The 17,257-nt window shown below is 72.3% G+C and carries 10 protein-coding genes and 1 pseudogene; 8 read left to right on the top strand and 3 right to left on the bottom strand.

The annotated features are described in order from the left end of the window. Positions 1-162: 162 nt before the first annotated feature. Positions 163-1,830, bottom strand: coding sequence for a DUF5691 domain-containing protein (locus tag OP79_RS45700; RefSeq protein ID WP_033329102.1), 1,668 nt, complete (start codon positions 1,828-1,830; stop codon positions 163-165). 70 nt (positions 1,831-1,900) lie between these two features. Then, on the bottom strand, positions 1,901-3,262 hold the full coding sequence (locus OP79_RS45695) for an SWIM zinc finger family protein (protein WP_033329101.1): 1,362 nt from the start codon (positions 3,260-3,262) through the stop codon (positions 1,901-1,903). A gap of 143 nt (positions 3,263-3,405) precedes the next feature. Here OP79_RS45695 and OP79_RS45690 point away from each other — a divergent pair, with 143 nt between their 5' ends. From OP79_RS45690 to sucD, 7 genes are all read left to right on the top strand, one after another. Further along, positions 3,406-4,596: an ATP-binding protein gene (locus tag OP79_RS45690; RefSeq protein ID WP_033329100.1), complete on the top strand. Its 1,191-nt coding sequence runs from the start codon at positions 3,406-3,408 to the stop codon at positions 4,594-4,596. After that, positions 4,593-7,169: a DUF5682 family protein gene (locus OP79_RS45685; RefSeq protein WP_051745682.1), complete on the top strand. Its 2,577-nt coding sequence runs from the start codon at positions 4,593-4,595 to the stop codon at positions 7,167-7,169. The genes OP79_RS45690 and OP79_RS45685 overlap by 4 nt, the downstream gene beginning before the upstream one ends. Then, positions 7,166-8,374, top strand: coding sequence for a VWA domain-containing protein (locus OP79_RS45680; RefSeq protein ID WP_033329099.1), 1,209 nt, complete (start codon positions 7,166-7,168; stop codon positions 8,372-8,374). Before OP79_RS45685 ends, OP79_RS45680 begins: the two co-directional genes overlap by 4 nt. Positions 8,375-8,559: 185 nt before the next feature. Further along, positions 8,560-9,795, top strand: coding sequence for a hypothetical protein (locus OP79_RS50850; RefSeq protein ID WP_157857507.1), 1,236 nt, complete (start codon positions 8,560-8,562; stop codon positions 9,793-9,795). 232 nt (positions 9,796-10,027) lie between these two features. Beyond that, complete coding sequence (locus OP79_RS56250; RefSeq protein ID WP_051745678.1) at positions 10,028-11,776, top strand: hypothetical protein; 1,749 nt, start codon at positions 10,028-10,030, stop codon at positions 11,774-11,776. A gap of 449 nt (positions 11,777-12,225) precedes the next feature. Beyond that, positions 12,226-13,404: an ADP-forming succinate--CoA ligase subunit beta gene (gene sucC, locus OP79_RS45665; RefSeq protein ID WP_033329098.1), complete on the top strand. Its 1,179-nt coding sequence runs from the start codon at positions 12,226-12,228 to the stop codon at positions 13,402-13,404. 21 nt (positions 13,405-13,425) lie between these two features. After that, a complete protein-coding gene (gene sucD, locus OP79_RS45660; RefSeq protein WP_033329097.1) occupies positions 13,426-14,310 on the top strand; it encodes a succinate--CoA ligase subunit alpha in 885 nt (294 codons plus the stop codon). 149 nt (positions 14,311-14,459) lie between these two features. Here sucD and OP79_RS45655 read toward each other — a convergent pair. Further along, a pseudogene (locus tag OP79_RS45655) lies at positions 14,460-15,299 on the bottom strand (helix-turn-helix domain-containing protein); the annotation flags it as partial. 195 nt (positions 15,300-15,494) lie between these two features. Here OP79_RS45655 and OP79_RS45650 point away from each other — a divergent pair. Further along, positions 15,495-17,108, top strand: a complete 1,614-nt coding sequence (locus OP79_RS45650) for a cell division protein PerM (RefSeq protein WP_245685690.1) — start codon at positions 15,495-15,497, stop codon at positions 17,106-17,108. The last annotated feature ends 149 nt before the right edge of the window (positions 17,109-17,257 follow it).

Below are 17,257 nucleotides of genomic sequence, written 5' to 3'. Positions count from 1 at the left end.
CCTGCGACGGGCTGACGCACCGGCCCACGACCCCGCACCCCCCACCCACCCCAGGGGCGCGGGGAACGGCGCGACCAGCCACAACGAACCCGCACCCAAAAACGAACCCCACCCGCCTAACCGCCGGAGGCACCCCGCGGGGAACGGCGCGACCAGCCACACTCAACCCGCACCCGAAAACGAACCCACCCGCCCAACCGCCGGAGGCGCCCCGTCCAATTCGAGCCGCATCGCCGCACGCAAGCGCAGCGTCCCCACCAGCCGTTGGAACGACTCCGCCCAGTAGCCCCCGGCACCGGGCGACGCGTTCTCCGGCTCGTCGGGTATGGCCGTGAGGGCATCGAGGCGGCCGGCTTCCGATGGGTCGAGGCAGCGTTCGGCCAGCCCCATGACTCCGCTGAAACTCCATGGATAACTCCCCGCGTCCCGCGCGATATTGAGCGCGTCCACAACGGCTCGGCCCAAGGCTCCCGCCCAGGGGACCGCGCACACCCCGAGCAACTGAAACGCTTCGGACAACCCGTGCACGGCGATGAACCCCGCCACCCACTCGGCTCGCTCGGCGGAGCCCAATGTGCTGAGCAGCTTGGCCCGCTCGGCCAGCGACACCGCCCCCGGTCCTCCGGCCTCCGGCGCCGATGGTGACCCCAACAGCGCCTTGGACCAAGAGGGATCGCGTTGCCGCACGGCCGCCCTGCACCACGCGGCATGCAGTTCGCCCTGCCAGTCGTCCGCCACCGGCAACGCCACGATCTCCTCCGGCGTACGCCCACCGAGCCGCCGAGACCAGGTGGAGAGCGGGGTCGCCTCGACCAACTGGCCCAGCCACCAGGATCGTTCACCCCGGCCGGCCGGAGCCTTGGCCACCACCCCGTCGCGTTCCATGCCCGCATCGCAGGCGTGTGGCGCCTCGACCGCGATCGTGGGCGTGCCGCCCGTGTGGTCGACGGACACGCAGGAGCCGGCACGGTCCGCCATCCGCCCGGCGAGCGCCGAACCCGGCAGCGCGGACAGCAACTCCGCTGCCGTGGCCCGCACATTGCGGCTCCGGTCGGCCAATGCCTGTTCCAGGAACGGCTCGTCCGCCGCGCACAACCCTGTCCGCAGCGAGTCGAGGAACATCAGCCGGTCCTCGGCCCGCTCCGTCGCCCAGGTAGTGGCGAGCAGTTCGCGGGCGGCTGCCGGGTCGTGCGCTCGTATCGCCGCGAGGAGAGCCACCCGCTCGGCGAACAGGCCCTCCTGCCACAACTGCCTTGCCCGCTCCGGTTCTTCGGTACCGGGCAGCGTGGCTCCGCCGCCCGGTGTCGCACGCAGTGCGAACCGCCAGTCCGGGTTCAGCCGTGCCAGCCACAGCGCCCGCGGCCCCGCGAAGGTCAGCGCCGCCGGTCGCAGATCCGTACGTCCTCTGGCGGCGTCCAGGAGCGCGGGCAGCAGTTCCGGGGGTGCCGCGAACCCGCGCTGGTTCGCCAGGGCGAGCCACTGCGGCAACAACTCCATGAGGTCGGGCGCCGTTCCTCTGCGGCCGCCGCTGCCCGTGCCGGGCCGGTCGGCGAGCAGCATCGCCAGCCTGCGCGCGGCGGATCGGGGGAGCGCCGGGCGCGCGTCCGCCGCCGCCGCCGTCTCCGGTCGTGCCGCCGCCCGCCCCGGCCGCAGTCCGGCCCGTCGCCGCACCGTCTGCACCGCCGCCGCGTCCAGCAGCGCTCCCGGCGCCTCCCGTCCGGGCGCCGTCCCCGACGGCGTACGCCGCTCCGTCCCGAGCAACGCCACGGTCACGAGCTCCTCCCAGGAGCTCCCGGTGGGTGTGTCCGGGGGAGTGAGGGGGCTGTTCATGAGCGTCCCTTCCGTACGGGGTTGAGGGATCCGGGTGAGCCGGTCGGTGGGGAGAGGCATGGCTGTGGCGTCAGCACAGTGGCACCGCCTCTCCCGCTTCCTCCGGCCACGCCGTGAGTGGTGTGAAGCCGCGGTGGCCGCATTCTCCGAAGACCCTGACCGGGGCTCCGCCCGACAGGGCGACCAGGCGCCACAGGCCGGAGCGGGACTGAGCGGCCGGGGTGAGAGGCAGGGCCAGCTCGCTGTCGGCGTCCGCCAGTTGCCAGGAGTCGGCGTCCGGGATCGGTATGACGCGGGCCAGCGTCACCGGGTGGGAGTCCAGCCATGGGTCGTCCCGGAGAGCTTCGCCGTACTGGGCCGCCGCCTGCGCCACGCTCACTCCTGGCGGGCGGAGTGTCACGGGCGAAGGGGGCGTGAACTGCTCGCCCAGGGCCACCCGCAGCCGGCCCGCGCCCGGGTACGCCGACACCTCGGCGTCGAGGGTCAGGCCGACGGGCAGTGCCAGTTCCGGTGCGCGGCCGGCGGCCCCGTACGACAGGAGCTGGACCGTGCGTCCCGACTCCGCTCCGTGCAACCAGATGCGGCGGGTCGTGAGGCGGCTGTCCGCCGTGTCGTACTGGGCGAGGACCAGCCAGCGGTCGCGCGTGGCTGGGCCGTCCGCCGAGGTGGGCAGCCCTATCCGGGAACGGACCGTCGCCGCGAGTCCTTCCGGCAGTCGCTCGCGGCGCAGCCAGCCCTGGACGAGCAGGTGGAGCAGGGCGCACTCCTCGAGCAGCCGGACCGGCCAGCCGGGGCCGGAGGACGGAATCGCCCCCAACTCCCGCACCCGCGCGGCCAGTCCCGGTGTCTGCGCGTCGACCATCCGGGCCGCCGTCTCCTCCCACAGCCCGTACCCCGCCTGCTCCGCCGCGGCCAGACCGCCGCGCAGCAGGTCGGTCAGCCGCTGCTCCAGCTCCGCCGCCCCCGCTGTGATCCGCTCGGCACGCCGCTCCGCTCGGCGCCGCGCCGCCTCCGGATCACCCGCCGGGGCGCCCGATGCCCCGCTCGTCGTCCGCTTCTCCTCCGCGCGCTGCCTTCTCCCCTTTATCCACTGCTCGGCCCAGTCCGGCGCCTGCCCCCGCGGCACCGAGCTGCCTGTCCCGCTCTCGCCCGCCCAGAGCAGCAGCAGTCCCAATGCGTGCTTGCACGGGAACTTGCGGCTCGGACAACTGCATTTGTACGCGGGCCCCGTCGAATCCGTGAGGTCGATGACCGTCTGATACGGCTTGCTGCCGCTGCCCCTGCACAGTCCCCATACCGTCCCCTCGTCAGAACTGCCCGCCTCCGACCACGGCCCGGCCGCGCCGAGTTTGCTTCCCGCTTTGCGTGATGCGGAGTCAGGTGCCAGTGCCAGCACCTGATCCGCAGTCCAGCGCACCCCCTGCTGAGTCATGACATCGAAGGTAGGTCCCACCACTGACAATCGACCCTCGCGAGGGCGTTTGTGCAGGTCAGAGTGCATTGTCAGTGGTGTGGTGCAAGGTGGACACCAGATCCGAACCGGCCGACCCGGCCGAGCTGGAGGGGGACCTAGCCATGCCTGTTTCCGTCGATCCGACGTCCGTCGACCCGAGCCGCGACCAGTCCGCGCCCGCGAACACGAGCGCGCGGGTGCCTGCGTCCGCACAGGCACCCGCGGGAGAGAAGGACGAGGCGCTGCGGCCGCATGCCGAGGACGCGTTCGCCGCCGAGCTCGCCGCGCTGGCCGCGCAGGACGACCGCCCGCGCCCGGCCCGCTGGCGGATGTCGCCGTGGGCCGTCGCGATGTACCTGCTCGGCGGCACCTTGCCGGACGGCACGGTGATCACCCCGAAGTACGTGGGCCCGCGCCGCATCGTCGAGGTCGCCGTCACCACACTCGCCACCGACCGGGCACTGCTCCTGCTCGGCGTGCCCGGCACGGCGAAGACATGGGTGTCCGAGCACCTGGCCGCGGCCGTCAGCGGCGACTCGACGCTGCTCGTGCAGGGCACGGCCGGCACGCCGGAGGAGGCGATCCGGTACGGCTGGAACTACGCGCAGTTGCTCGCCAACGGCCCGAGCCGCGACGCGCTGGTGCCCAGCCCCGTCATGCGCGCCATGTCGGAAGGGATGACCGCGCGCGTCGAGGAGCTGACCCGTATCCCCGCCGACGTACAGGACTCGCTCATCACGATCCTGTCGGAAAAGACGCTGCCGATACCGGAACTGGGGTCGGAGGTGCAGGCCGTTCGCGGCTTCAACCTGATCGCGACCGCCAACGACCGCGACCGCGGGGTCAACGACCTGTCCAGCGCCCTGCGCCGCCGCTTCAACACGGTGGTGCTGCCGCTGCCCGAGAGCGCCGACGCCGAGGTCGACATCGTCTCGCGCAGGGTCGACCAGATCGGCCGCTCCCTCGACCTGCCGGCCGTGCCCGACGGCATCGACGAGATCCGCCGCGTCGTCACCGTCTTCCGCGAGCTGCGCGACGGCATCACCGCCGACGGCCGTACGAAGCTGAAGTCGCCCAGCGGCACGCTGTCGACCGCGGAGGCCATCTCCGTCGTCACCAACGGGCTTGCCCTGTCCGCCCACTTCGGCGACGGCATCCTGCGCGCGAGTGACGTCGCCGCCGGCATCCTCGGCGCCGTCGTCCGCGATCCGGCGGCCGACCGCGTCATCTGGCAGGAGTATCTGGAGGCGGTCGTCCGCGAGCGCGACGGCTGGAAGGACTTCTACCGCGCCTGCCGGGAGGTGAGCGCGTGAACGGATCCCTGCCTCAGGCCGCGCGGGCCGAAGGCGCTGGGCGCGGTTCGGGGCCCTTGCTGCTCGGGGTCCGGCACCACGGGCCCGGTTCGGCGCGCGCCGTGCGGGCGGCCCTGGAGGCGGCGAACCCTCGGACGGTGCTGATCGAGGGTCCACCGGAGGCGGACGCGTTGATCGCGCTGGCCGCCGAGGAGGGCATGCAGCCGCCCGTCGCGCTCCTCGCGCATGTGGTGGACGAGCCGGGGCGGTCGGCGTTCTGGCCGCTGGCCGAGTTCTCCCCGGAGTGGGTGGCCATCCGCTGGGCCCTGGAACACGAGGTGCCGGCCCGCTTCATCGACCTCCCCGCCACGCACACGCTGGCGTGGGGGCAGGAGGAGGCGCCCGACGGGTCCGCGGCACCGAACAGGCCGGATACGCCGGACGGGCCCGAGACGCCCGGGATGCCGGAGACACCGGACAGCGCTGTGTCCGAGGAGGCCATCCGGATCGATCCGCTCGCCGTGCTCGCCGAGACCGCCGGGTACGACGACCCCGAGCGGTGGTGGGAGGACGTGATCGAGCACCGGGGGGTGCGGGGCGGGGACGCGTTCGGGCCCTTCGAGGTGCTGGGGGAGGCCATGGGCGCCTTGCGGGAGGTGTACGGGAGCGGGGGGCACGAGCGGGATCTCGTACGGGAGGCGTATATGCGGCTCCAAGTGCGAGCGGCGCAGCGGGAGTTCGGGGACGACGTGGCCGTGGTGTGCGGGGCTTGGCATGTGCCCGCCCTGCGGCACAAGACGGCCGTCGCCGCCGACAAGGCACTGCTGAAGGGCCTGCCCAAGGCGAAGGTGGACATGACGTGGGTGCCGTGGACGCACAGGCGGCTTGCGCGGGTCAGCGGTTACGGCGCGGGGATCGACTCGCCCGGTTGGTACGGGCATCTGTTCAGCGCCCCCGACCGGCCGATCGAGCGCTGGATGACGAAGGTGGCCGGGCTGCTGCGCGACGAGGACCGGCTCGTCTCGTCCGCGCACGTCATCGAGGCGGTGCGGCTCGCCGACACGCTCGCCGCGATGCGGGGTAGGCCGCTGCCGGGACTGACCGAGACCACCGACGCCGTACGGGCCGTGATGTGCGAGGGCTCGGATGTGCCGCTCGCGCTCGTGCACGACCGGCTCGTTGTCGGCGATGTACTGGGCGAGGTGCCCGAGTCGGCGCCCGCGGTGCCGTTGCAGCGTGACCTCGCCCGGATCCAACGGCGGCTGCGGCTCAAACCGGAGGCGCTGGAGCGGGAGTTGGAGCTCGACCTGCGCAAGGAGAACGACGCCGAGCGCAGCAGGCTGCTGCACCGGCTGCGCCTCCTGGGCATCGAGTGGGGCGCGCCCGCGGAGTCGCGGGGGAGCACGGGGACGTTCCGGGAGACCTGGCGGCTGCGCTGGGAGCCGGAACTGGCGGTGCGGGTCGCCGAGGCCGGGGTGTGGGGCACCACGGTGCTCGCCGCCGCTACCGCGAAGGCCGAGGCGGACGCCGTCGCGGCGGGCGCCCTGGCCGACGTCACCACCCTCGCGGAGCGCTGCCTCCTCGCCGAACTCCCGGACGCCCTCCCCGTGGTGATGCGGATCCTCGCGGACCGCGCCGCCCTCGACGCGGACGTCGGCCACCTCGCCCAGGCCCTCCCCGCCCTGGTCCGCTCCCTGCGCTACGGCGACGTACGCGGCACGGGCACGCACGCACTGGCCGAGGTCGCCGCGGGCCTCGCCGAGCGCGTCTTCGTCGGCCTCCCCCCGGCCTGTGCCGCCCTCGACACGGACGCCGCCGAGGAGATGCGTCGCCATGTCGATGCGGTGCATGGGGCGGTGGGGTTGCTGGGAGAGGTTCAGACGGAGACGTCGTCTGCGGTCGCCGGCCAAGGCCCTCCTCCGGAGGCCGACGCGAGGTCCGGCTCCGGGGCCGACACCGAGGCAGAGACCAAGATCGACGCCGAGGCCGACACCTACGCCGGCCCTCGCTCCGGCATACGCGACCGTTGGCACACCGTGCTGCGTACTCTCTCCGCTCGCGACACGATTCCGGGGATCATCCGGGGGCGGGCCGTTCGACTGCTGCTGGACGACGGGGAATTGGTGGAGGGGGAGGCCGCGCGGCTCATGGGGCTTGTGTTGTCGCCGGGGACGGCGCCGGGGGATGCGGCGGCGTGGATCGAGGGGTTCGTCGGCGGGGGCTCCGGGGGCGGGATGCTGCTCGTGCACGACGAGCGGCTGCTCGGGCTGGTCGACGCATGGCTGACCGGGGTGCCGGGGGACGCGTTCACGGACGTACTGCCCTTGCTGCGGCGGACCTTCTCGGCGTACGAACCCGGGGTGCGGCGCACGCTCGGCGAGCTGGTGCGACGCGGGCCGGGAACGCGGGAGAGCGCCACGGCCACAGGCTCCGCCATACCCGGCTTCGCCCCCGACCTCGACATCGAGCGCGCGGACGCCGTCCTCCCGGTGCTGCGCCTGCTCCTGGGGCTGGACGAGAACGACGTCGCCGCCGACGACGCCGAAAACGACAACGACGCGAACGACAACGACCTTATGGGGGTGGGCCGATGAGCACGGAAGCGACGGGCCGGGCCGGCGCGGCCGTCGAGGCCGATGCCTCCGGCGAGCGGCTTCGGCGGTGGCGGCTGGTGCTGGGCGGGGCGGAGGCGGACGGCACCGGGTATGAGCTGACCGGGCAGGACGCCGGGATGGACGGGGCGTTGGGGGCGCTGTACGGGGCCGGGGCCGCAGGCAAGGGGCGGACGGGGAAGGACCGGTCGGCGGGGCTGGGGGCCTCCGCGCCGTCGGTCGCCCGGTGGCTGGGGGACATACGGACGTACTTTCCGTCCTCCGTGGTCCAGGTCATGCAGCGGGACGCCATCGACCGGCTCGGCCTGTCCACGCTGTTGCTGGAGCCGGAGATGCTGGAGGCGGTGGAGGCCGATGTCCACCTGGTCGGCACGTTGCTGTCGCTGAACAAGGCGATGCCCGAGACGACCAAGGAGACGGCACGTGCCGTCGTACGCAAAGTGGTCGAGAACCTGGAGAAGCGGCTCGCGACGCGCACACGGGCCACGCTCACGGGCGCCCTGGACCGCAGTGCCCGTATCAGCCGGCCGCGCCACCACGACATCGACTGGAACCGCACGATCTCGGCCAACCTCAAGCACTATCTGCCCGAGTACCGGACCATCGTGCCGGAGCGGCTGATCGGTTACGGGCGCGCGTCCCAGTCCGTGAAGAAGGAGGTCATCCTCTGCATCGACCAGTCGGGGTCGATGGCGGCGTCCGTCGTCTACGCCTCGGTCTTCGGCGCCGTACTGGCCTCGATGCGGTCCATCAACACCCGGCTCGTCGTCTTCGACACGGCCGTCGTCGACCTCACCGATCAGCTCGACGACCCGGTCGATGTCCTCTTCGGCACCCAGCTCGGCGGCGGTACGGACATCAACAGGGCGCTCGCGTACTGCCAGTCGCAGATCACCCGCCCCGCCGACACCGTGGTCGTGCTCATCAGCGACCTCTACGAAGGAGGCATACGGAACGAGATGCTGAAGCGGGTCGCGGCGATGAAGGCGTCCGGAGTGCAGTTCGTGACGCTGCTCGCGCTGTCCGACGAGGGGGCACCCGCGTACGACCGTGAGCACGCGGCGGCGCTCGCTGCGCTGGACGCACCGGCGTTCGCGTGCACGCCCGACCTGTTCCCGGAGGTGATGGCTGCGGCGATCGAGAAGCGCCCGCTGCCGATACCGGACACCGGGAGCCCTGGGCGGTAAAAGAGGGGCATGCGGGGCTGGTTGGTGGAAACCGGGCATGAATGTCCAACGGGAACGGGGGGCTTGCGCAACCTCCCGACTCCCATGCAAGGATCGTCGCGACTTCAACGGTGCGCTGTGTGCCGCCCGGTCCTGCTTCGTACCCGCCTCGTCCCGCCGCACGGGAGGCTCTCCCCGTCTTGACCGTGTCGATCCTGTCAGCCGCACTCCCCGGTGCCGCTCTGCGCATGACGCGCACGGCGGCCGGGCGGCGTGCGCTGCAAGTGGGATTGCTGGTGGGCGGGTTGTTCGTACTCGGGCTGCTGTGCGGGGAGCGGGCGGACGCGGCGGACGGTGCGACTTCGGGTGTGACGGCGACGGGCGTCGTGCGGTCGGTGACGGGTTCGGTCGAGCGGGTGGTGACGGGCTCGGTCGAAGCGGTTGCGCAGAGCGCGGAGCAGTCGCGTGCGGAGAGGGCGAGGCCGAGTTCGGAGCAGCGGTCGGCGACTCCTGAAAGTTCCGGGTCTGGAGTTTCCGGGTCTGAAACGTCCGGGTCCGGGACCTCCGGCGACATCGAGCTCGACGGCCTCGTCCGCCTCAGCGACGCCTCGTCCGAAGCCGAAGCCGAAGCCGAAGCCGACTCCAGCCCCAGCACCGGGACCGGGACCGAGACCGATGCCTCGTCCGGTTCCAGCTCGGAGTCCGGTGCCGCGACGCCGTCCCGCCCCCGCACCATCGACCCCCTGGACTCCGTCCACAAGGTGACCGCCCCGGTGACCGACCCCGTGACTGACGGAGTCCATCGCGTCGTACGCCCGGTGACCGAGCAGGTCGTTCGGCCGGTCACCGAGACCGTCGTTCGGCCGGTCGCCGATGGCGTCGTACGGCCTATAGGTGGCCTGGTGGAAGAGGTCGTGAGCGGTGGGGTTGCCAAGCCCGGGGCGCCTGCGTCGCCGTGGTGGCCGCCCCTGCGCGTACTCCCCGGACTTGAACTTCCCGCTCTCCCGCACTTGCCGGGGCTGCCCGTTCTGCCGGGCCAGACGTTGCCGGTCGGTTCGCAGCCGCAGTTGCCCGGTGGGGCTGCGGAGGAGAACGGGTCGGCCGGACATGACGCCGGAGAGAAGTCCGGCGATCGGTCCACGGGCGCGTACGGGCCGCAGGTCAGCGGTGGCCACGTGGCGCCCGATGCCGGCGTGCGCGACAACGACGAGGGTGCGCGGGGTGCCGCGCAGCCGCCCGCGCATCAGGAGCCCGAGAGCGCCCCGAGGGGTGCGTTGGGGCATGGTTCCGCGGCCGACAACGGTTCGCCGCGGCACGGCGACGCGCATGCCGTCGCGTTCAGCAACCGGGCGCAGCTGAGGCTGGTGCCCGGTATCGCCGCGGTGGTCACCGCGGCCGAGACCAGGGACAGGTACCGGGACATTCCCGTATTCCCCGGCTAGGGCAGCCCTTCCCGCGCTGACCTGCCGCGCGGGGGCGGAACAGGTCTGCCCGTCGTCCGGACATCCCTCCGATCTCCGGACACAGCCAACGGGATCCGGACCGGAGCCGCTGCCGACACCACCGGTCCGGAACTCCCCGGACCGGTAACGGGATCGGCACCGTATCCGACACCGGAAGCCCCCCACTCCCGAAGTCCTCAAGTCTCGGTATCCCGAAGGATCTGAAGCACGCATGCGCAAGAACATTCGCCGTTCCATAGTCATCGCCGCCGGTGTCACCGGCGCGTGGGCGCTCGGCTCCGCCGTCGCCAACGCGGACGAACTGCCCAAGTCGACCGCCTCCGTACCCGACGCGTCCCTCTCCGTGGACGACGCGGCCGGTGATGCGGCCGGTACGGTCGACAGCCCCGTCGGCGGAGTGGTCGACAACGCCCTGCACGACGTCTCCAACACTTCCGACACCGCCGACACCGCCGACACCGCCGACACCTCGACCGTCACGGACACGATCACCGACATCACCGGCGGCGCGACGGCCAAAGCGCAGAACACCGCCACCGGTACGACGGTCAAGGCGCACGATGCCGCCACCGGTACCACCGCCAGGACAGAGGCGACCGTCTCCGCGAAGACGAAGTCGGCCGACCAGGCTCGCCAGTACGTCGAGGCCGAGCTGCCCGCCCACGAGGTCACTCGGGCGAAGGCCGCCGCCCAGGAGGCCAAGTCGGAGGCGGCGAACGCCGTCTCCGACGCCACTCGCCCCCAGGACGAGATCGACTACCTCTTCGGCCCGCTGTCGACGTTCGCACCGGAGCTCGAGCAGGCGCTCGCCACCGTGCAGACGAAGCTCACGGCCACCGAGCGCACCACGGCAGGCGCACCGTCCAACGCCCGGGCCACGGTCCGGCAGACGGCCGCCACCGCCGACAGGACGGCCGCGTCCCTGGGCAGGACGGCCGCTCCCGTCGGCACCACGCTCGACACCGTCCGCCAGACCGTGAACGGTGCCCCTGCCCAGGTCCAGGCCACCGCCACCTCCCTCCCCTCCACCGTCCAGGGCTTCCACGAGACCGCCACCCCGGTCGTCGACGAGACCGCCGCCTCCGCCCTCCCGCCCCTCACCGCCGACGCCGTCCACGGCGTCACGCCGGTCGCCGGTGCGGCGGTCAGCGGCGTCACCCCCATCGCCGACCAGGCCGTCCACGGCGTCGTACCCGTCGCCGACCATGCCGTCGGCGGGATGACGACGCTGGCGTACGGAGTCGTGGCCGACGCCCAGACGTACGCAGGTGGAGTCGCCCAAGGCGCCACCCCGTACGCGCACGGCGTCGTCGGCGACGCGCAGACGTACGCGTACGGCGTCGTCGGCGACGTCCCCCCATACGCCACCGGCCTCGTAGCCCAGGTCACCGAGGACACCGTCGCCTCCGCCCTCCCGCCCGTCGCCCGTACCGCCGTGGACGGTGTGGTGCCGGTCGCCGGGCAGGCCGGGGGTGATGCGGGCGTGCTCGCGGACGGTGTCGTCGGTGAAGTGCGGCCCTTCGCGGACGGCGTCGTGGGTGACGTTCCGCCGGTCGCGTATGGCGTGGTGGGCCAGGCGGGCCCGTTCGCGCAGGGCGTCGTCGGGCAGGTGCCGCCGTTCGCCGAGGGCGTCGGCGGGGCGGTGCGGCCGGTCGTGGACACCGTCGTCGGTTACGCGCAGCCCGTCGTGCGGGGCGTCGGCGGCAGTGCCACGGCGTTGGCGTACGGGGTCGCGGGCGATGTGCAGCCGTTCGCGTACGGCGTTGCCGACGAGGTCTCCCCGTTCGCGGGCGGCGTCGCCGGGCAGGTCGAGCCCCTCGCGCAGGACCTGACCGGGACCGTCCAGGCGGCCGGCGGGCCGCTGGTCCACAACGCGGCCACCGGCGTCCAGGGCGTGGCCGAGTCCGTCACCCCGAGCTACCTGCCGGGCGCCGCACACGGCGCCGCGTACGGCATCTGACCGGACCGCCGTACGCCCAGCCGTACGGCACCCGACCGACTCCGCAGGACGACCCGGCACCGGACAGCCGAAAACCGTCGGCTGGCCTGCCGGAAGCCTGCGGACAGGGGCGGGTGGTCCCCAAAGGGGTGGGGACCGTCCGCCCCGCAACCCCTGAGTGGCTGTTCGCGCGTTCCTCAGGGGCTGTTACAGGGGCCTCACCAGGCCGACCCCAGCCTGGTGAGGCCCTGATCAGACCCACATCGGACCCGCATCTGTGACCGTAATCACCGCTCAGGTGTGATCTGCGATTTACGACCCTGCCGTCAGCGGCGATAGCCTGCGGTACGGACATGCCGCGTGCCGGCCACCGTGCCCACGCCCTCCTAGTGACCGCGCAGTCACGTTGCCCTCGCGGCACGCCCACGGAGACCAACGAACCGCGAGATACCTGATAGGGACGGACGCGCGTGGACCTGTTCGAGTACCAGGCGAGGGACCTCTTCGCCAAGCACGGTGTACCGGTGCTGGCCGGTGAAGTCATCGACACGCCTGAGGGGGCGCGCGCGGCGACCGAGCGTCTTGGCGGCAAGTCCGTCGTCAAGGCCCAGGTCAAGGTCGGCGGCCGAGGGAAGGCCGGCGGCGTGAAGCTGGCCGCTACCCCGGACGAGGCTGTCGCCCGCGCGACGGACATCCTCGGCATGGACATCAAGGGCCACACGGTCCACAAGGTGATGATCGCCGAGACGGCTCCCGAGATCCTCGAGGAGTACTACGTCTCGTACCTCCTCGACCGCACGAACCGCACCTTCCTCGCCATGGCGTCCGTACAGGGCGGCGTGGAGATCGAGGTCGTCGCGGAGGAGAACCCCGACGCCCTCGCGAAGGTGCCGGTCGACGCCAACGAGGGCGTCTCGATCGAGAAGGCCCGCGAGATCGTCGCCCAGGCGAAGTTCCCGGCCGAGGTTGCCGACCAGGTCGCCGACATCCTGGTGACGCTGTGGGACACCTTCATCAAGGAGGACGCCCTCCTCGTCGAGGTCAACCCGCTCGCCAAGGTCGCCTCCGGCAAGGTCATCGCCCTCGACGGCAAGGTCTCGCTCGACGAGAACGCCGACTTCCGCCAGCCGGACCACGCGGCGCTGGAGGACAAGGAGGCGGCCGACCCGCTCGAGGCCGCCGCCAAGGCCAAGAACCTGAACTACGTCAAGCTCGACGGCGAGGTCGGCATCATCGGCAACGGCGCGGGTCTCGTCATGAGCACTCTCGACGTGGTCGCGTACGCCGGTGAGAACCACGGCGGCGTCAAGCCCGCCAACTTCCTCGACATCGGCGGCGGCGCCTCCGCACAGGTCATGGCCAACGGCCTGGAGATCATCCTGGGCGACCCGGCCGTCAAGTCCGTCTTCGTCAACGTCTTCGGTGGCATCACCGCCTGCGACGAGGTCGCCAACGGCATCGTTCAGGCCCTGGCCCTGCTCGCCGAGAAGGGCGAAGAGGTCACCAAGCCGCTGGTCGTGCGCCTCGACGGCAACAACGCGGAGCTGGGCCGTCAGATCCTGTCGGACGCCAACCACCCGCTCGTGCAGCGCGTGGACACCATGGACGGCGCGGCCGACAAGGCCGCCGAACTCGCGGCTGCGAAGTAAGGAAGAGGGACTAAGACCACCATGGCTATCTTCCTCGACAAGGACAGCAAGGTCATCGTCCAGGGCATGACCGGTGCCACGGGCATGAAGCACACCAAGCTCATGCTGGCCGACGGCACGAACATCGTCGGCGGCGTGAACCCGCGCAAGGCCGGCACCTCCGTCGACATCGACGGCAACGAAATCCCGGTCTTCGGCACGGTCGCCGAGGCGATCGAGAAGACGGGCGCCAACGTCTCCGTCCTCTTCGTACCGCCGGCCTTCGCCAAGGCCGCCGTGGTCGAGGCGATCGACGCCGAGATCCCGCTCGCGGTCGTCATCACCGAGGGCATCGCGGTGCACGACTCGGCGGCGTTCTACGCGTACGCGGTCGAGAAGGGCAACAAGACCCGCATCATCGGCCCGAACTGCCCGGGTCTGATCACCCCCGGTCAGTCGAACGCCGGCATCATCCCGGGCGACATCACCAAGCCGGGCCGTATCGGCCTGGTCTCGAAGTCCGGCACGCTCACGTACCAGATGATGTACGAGCTCCGTGACATCGGCTTCTCGTCGGCCGTCGGCATCGGTGGCGACCCGGTCATCGGTACGACGCACATCGACGCGCTCGCCGCGTTCGAGGCCGACCCCGACACCGACCTGATCGTCATGATCGGCGAGATCGGTGGCGACGCCGAGGAGCGGGCGGCCGACTTCATCAAGGCCAACGTGTCGAAGCCGGTCGTCGGCTACGTCGCGGGCTTCACCGCGCCCGAGGGCAAGACGATGGGCCACGCCGGCGCCATCGTCTCCGGTTCCTCCGGTACGGCCGCGGCCAAGAAGGAGGCCCTTGAGGCCGCTGGTGTGAAGGTGGGCAAGACGCCTACGGAGACGGCGAAGCTGGCGCGCGCGATTCTCGCCGGCTGAGGGTCTTCTCAGCTGCACGCTGAACGTCGGGTGGGCTCGTATCCCTTGCTGGGATGCGGGCCCATCTCGCGTTCTCCCACAGCCGTTCAGCCGTTTCGAACAGCGGTGGCGGCTCAGTGACGCGGAGCCGTTACGGGTTTCGGGGTGGTCCGCAAGCGCTCCTTGCTCGCCAGTTGCATCAGTCTCGTCAGGCGGCGTCGTAGTTCCTGTGGATCCGTCAGGCCAGGGAAGTGCTCGGCGATGGCCCCGCGTGCGTGCAGCAGGCGGTTCACTGTCGCGGCGGTGCTCGCCTCTGTCTCGGCCGCCGTCTCCGGCAGACCGATGCCGAGGCCGTCGTGGAGGAGCAACGTGCGCCGGTACGTGGGCGGCAGGCTCAGCAGTACGGAGAGCAGGCGGCGGTCGCCGGGGGCGGCGGGCGGTGTGTCCGGGCGCCGGTGGCGAAGGCGCAGCCGGTGCCAGGGCGACAGCGCGTACTCGTAGGCCACCGCCCGCACCCAGCCCGCCGGGTCCGGGTCGACCGCCACCTCCGGCCAGCGTTGCCAGGCCAGTTGGAACGCACGGTCCACGGACTCGCGCGCCAACTTCCGCCGCCCGGTGAGGAGATACGTCTGCTGTACGAGGCTGGGGGCGCAGAACGCGTAGAGGGCGTCGAAGGCTTGGGCGGGGGTCAGGGTGGAGGTGGGGGGCTCGGTCTCGGCTTCGGCCGCGAGCTCGGGCTCGACCTCGGGCTCGGCTGCAGGTTCGGCCTCGGGCACAGGCTCGGGTTCGGGCTCGTCGACCGGAGCCGGACCCGCCAGCTCCTCCAACAACCGTGCGTACGCTTCCTGCTTGCGCCCCCGTGGCGTGGTGCGGCCGGCCTCCCAGGAGCGGACCGTCTTGGGGGCGACACCCACCCTGGCGGCGACTTCGGCCGGGCTCAGAGAGTGGGCCTGGCGGAGACGGCGACGTGCCGAGGGGGGAGGCAGCGGACTGGCAGGGCTTTGGGTCACTGGACGCCCCTCCATGCGTAAAAGTGCATAAACCGCATATTGGGCGACGCGTCCAGAATTCGCCTATTACGCCGGGAAAGTGTGTGGCGTTGGGAGTATGGCGACGTGACTCACCCGACCCACTCGGCCTACTCGAGACACCCGGCCCGCCCGACCAACCCGGCCCGCCCGACCCACCGGACCGATCGCGGCTCGATGCCGCCGCCCCCGCTCACCCGGTCGCCCGGACCGGTGCCCGGCCTCGTCGGTGGTGTCCTGGCGGCGGGGCTGGGGCTCGGCTCGGTCGCCGTAGTCGTGATGCTTCTGTGGATCAGTTCGCCCTACCCGGACAGCGGTCCCGACGGGGCGTTGCACATCGCCGCCGCTCTGTGGCTGCTGGCACACGGCGTCGAACTCGTCCGCACCGAGACGCTCTCCGGCGTACCCGCGCCCGTCGGCGTCACCCCGCTGCTCCTGGTCGCGCTGCCCGCGTGGCTGCTGCACCGGGCGGCGCGCGGCGCGGCGGAGGGCGACGGTAGGGGTGGGGGTACGGGGCCTGCCGTCTGCAGGGCATGGGGCGGTGTGGTTGTGGGCTATCTGGCGGTCGGCGCGGCGGTCGTGCTGTACGCCTCGGGCGGTGTGTTGCGCCCGTCGTGGGCGGTGGGCGCCGTATGGCCGCCGTTGCTCGTCGTGGCTGCGGCGGGGACGGGGGTGTGGACGGCGTACGGGCGCCGGTGCGGGCCCCTGCCGCTGTTCGTACGCCGTGCCCTCCCCAAGGGCGTACGTCGTCTCATCGCGGACGGTGTTCTCGTGGCCGCCGGGCGCGCGACGGGGGCCGGGGCGGCGGTGCTCGTAGGGGGCGGGGCCCTGCTGGTGGGCGTTTCGCTGGTCTGGCACGGAGCGCCGGCCCGCGCCTCGCTCCTGGAGCTCACCGAAGCGTGGTCGGGCCGTTTCGCCGTACTTCTGCTGACGCTGGCCCTGCTGCCGAACGCGGCGGTATGGGGCGCGGCGTACGCACTTGGCCCGGGCTTCGCTCTCGGGGCCTGGCACGTGACGGATCCCCTGTCCTCGTCCCCCGCACCTATGCTGCCGCCCTTTCCTCTGCTGACGGCGCTGCCGGACGCGGGCCCTGGAACCCCGCTGAACTGGGCCGCGGCGATGGTGCCGCTGCTCGCGGGGATGGCGGTGGCGTGGTTCGCGGTGGCGGCGGGTGTGCCGCGGGTGCCGGGGGGCGGTGGGGCGGGGGACGTGGGCGCGACGGCGCCCGCGCGCGCCGAGGCCTGGTCGCGCGGGCGGATCGCCGGAACGGTGGCGCTCGCGGCGCTTCTGTGCGGGCTCGCTCTCGCGGTGCTCGCCGCCCTGGCCGGTGGGCCCCTCGGTGTGGCCGCCCTGGCCGACTTCGGCCCCGTCTGGTGGCAGACGGGGCCTGCGGCGGCGGGGTGGATCGCGGGGGTGGGGGTGCCGGTGGCGGTGGGACTGCGGGCGTGGCGTCTGCGCGAGCCGCGGGTACGGCAGCCTCAGGGCGCGTCCAAGTCCTGGCCCGCCTGGGCTTGGCCCGCCCGGCTGCGGCTGCCGCGGCTACGTCGCCGGGAGGCGCCGTCTGCCGGCCGCGAGGAACCTGGCTTCGAGCCGTATGCCTTCCTGCCGATGGACCCCGTCGAATCGCCGGAGCCCTTCGCTTCCGGGGCGGCTGGGGTTCTTTCCCCAGCCCCGCCCCTTCCCGAAACTGGGGGCTGCGCCCCCAGACCCCCCGCCAGGGGGTGGTGGGTGACAGTCGTGTCGCGGCTGCGGCGCCGTCGTGGCTGGTCGCGCAGTTCCCCGCGCCCCTAAAAGCAAAAGCCTGCGGCTCCACCCACCGCCAGCCACGACGTACCCGCGGCTTCCCTCCGGCGGGAGGGGGCGTGGGCCGGTGCGTCGTATGCCCGTCGCTTAGGTCCGGTCTCGGAGGACCAGGGCCGTGTACCGGGCCAGGGTCGTAT

Source organism: Streptomyces yerevanensis, from assembly GCF_000716805.1.
GTDB classification, from domain to species: Bacteria; Actinomycetota; Actinomycetes; order Streptomycetales; family Streptomycetaceae; genus Streptomyces; species Streptomyces flaveus.
The sequence above is the reverse complement of the archived record's forward strand: the minus strand, read 5'-3'. Positions and strand labels throughout refer to the sequence as shown.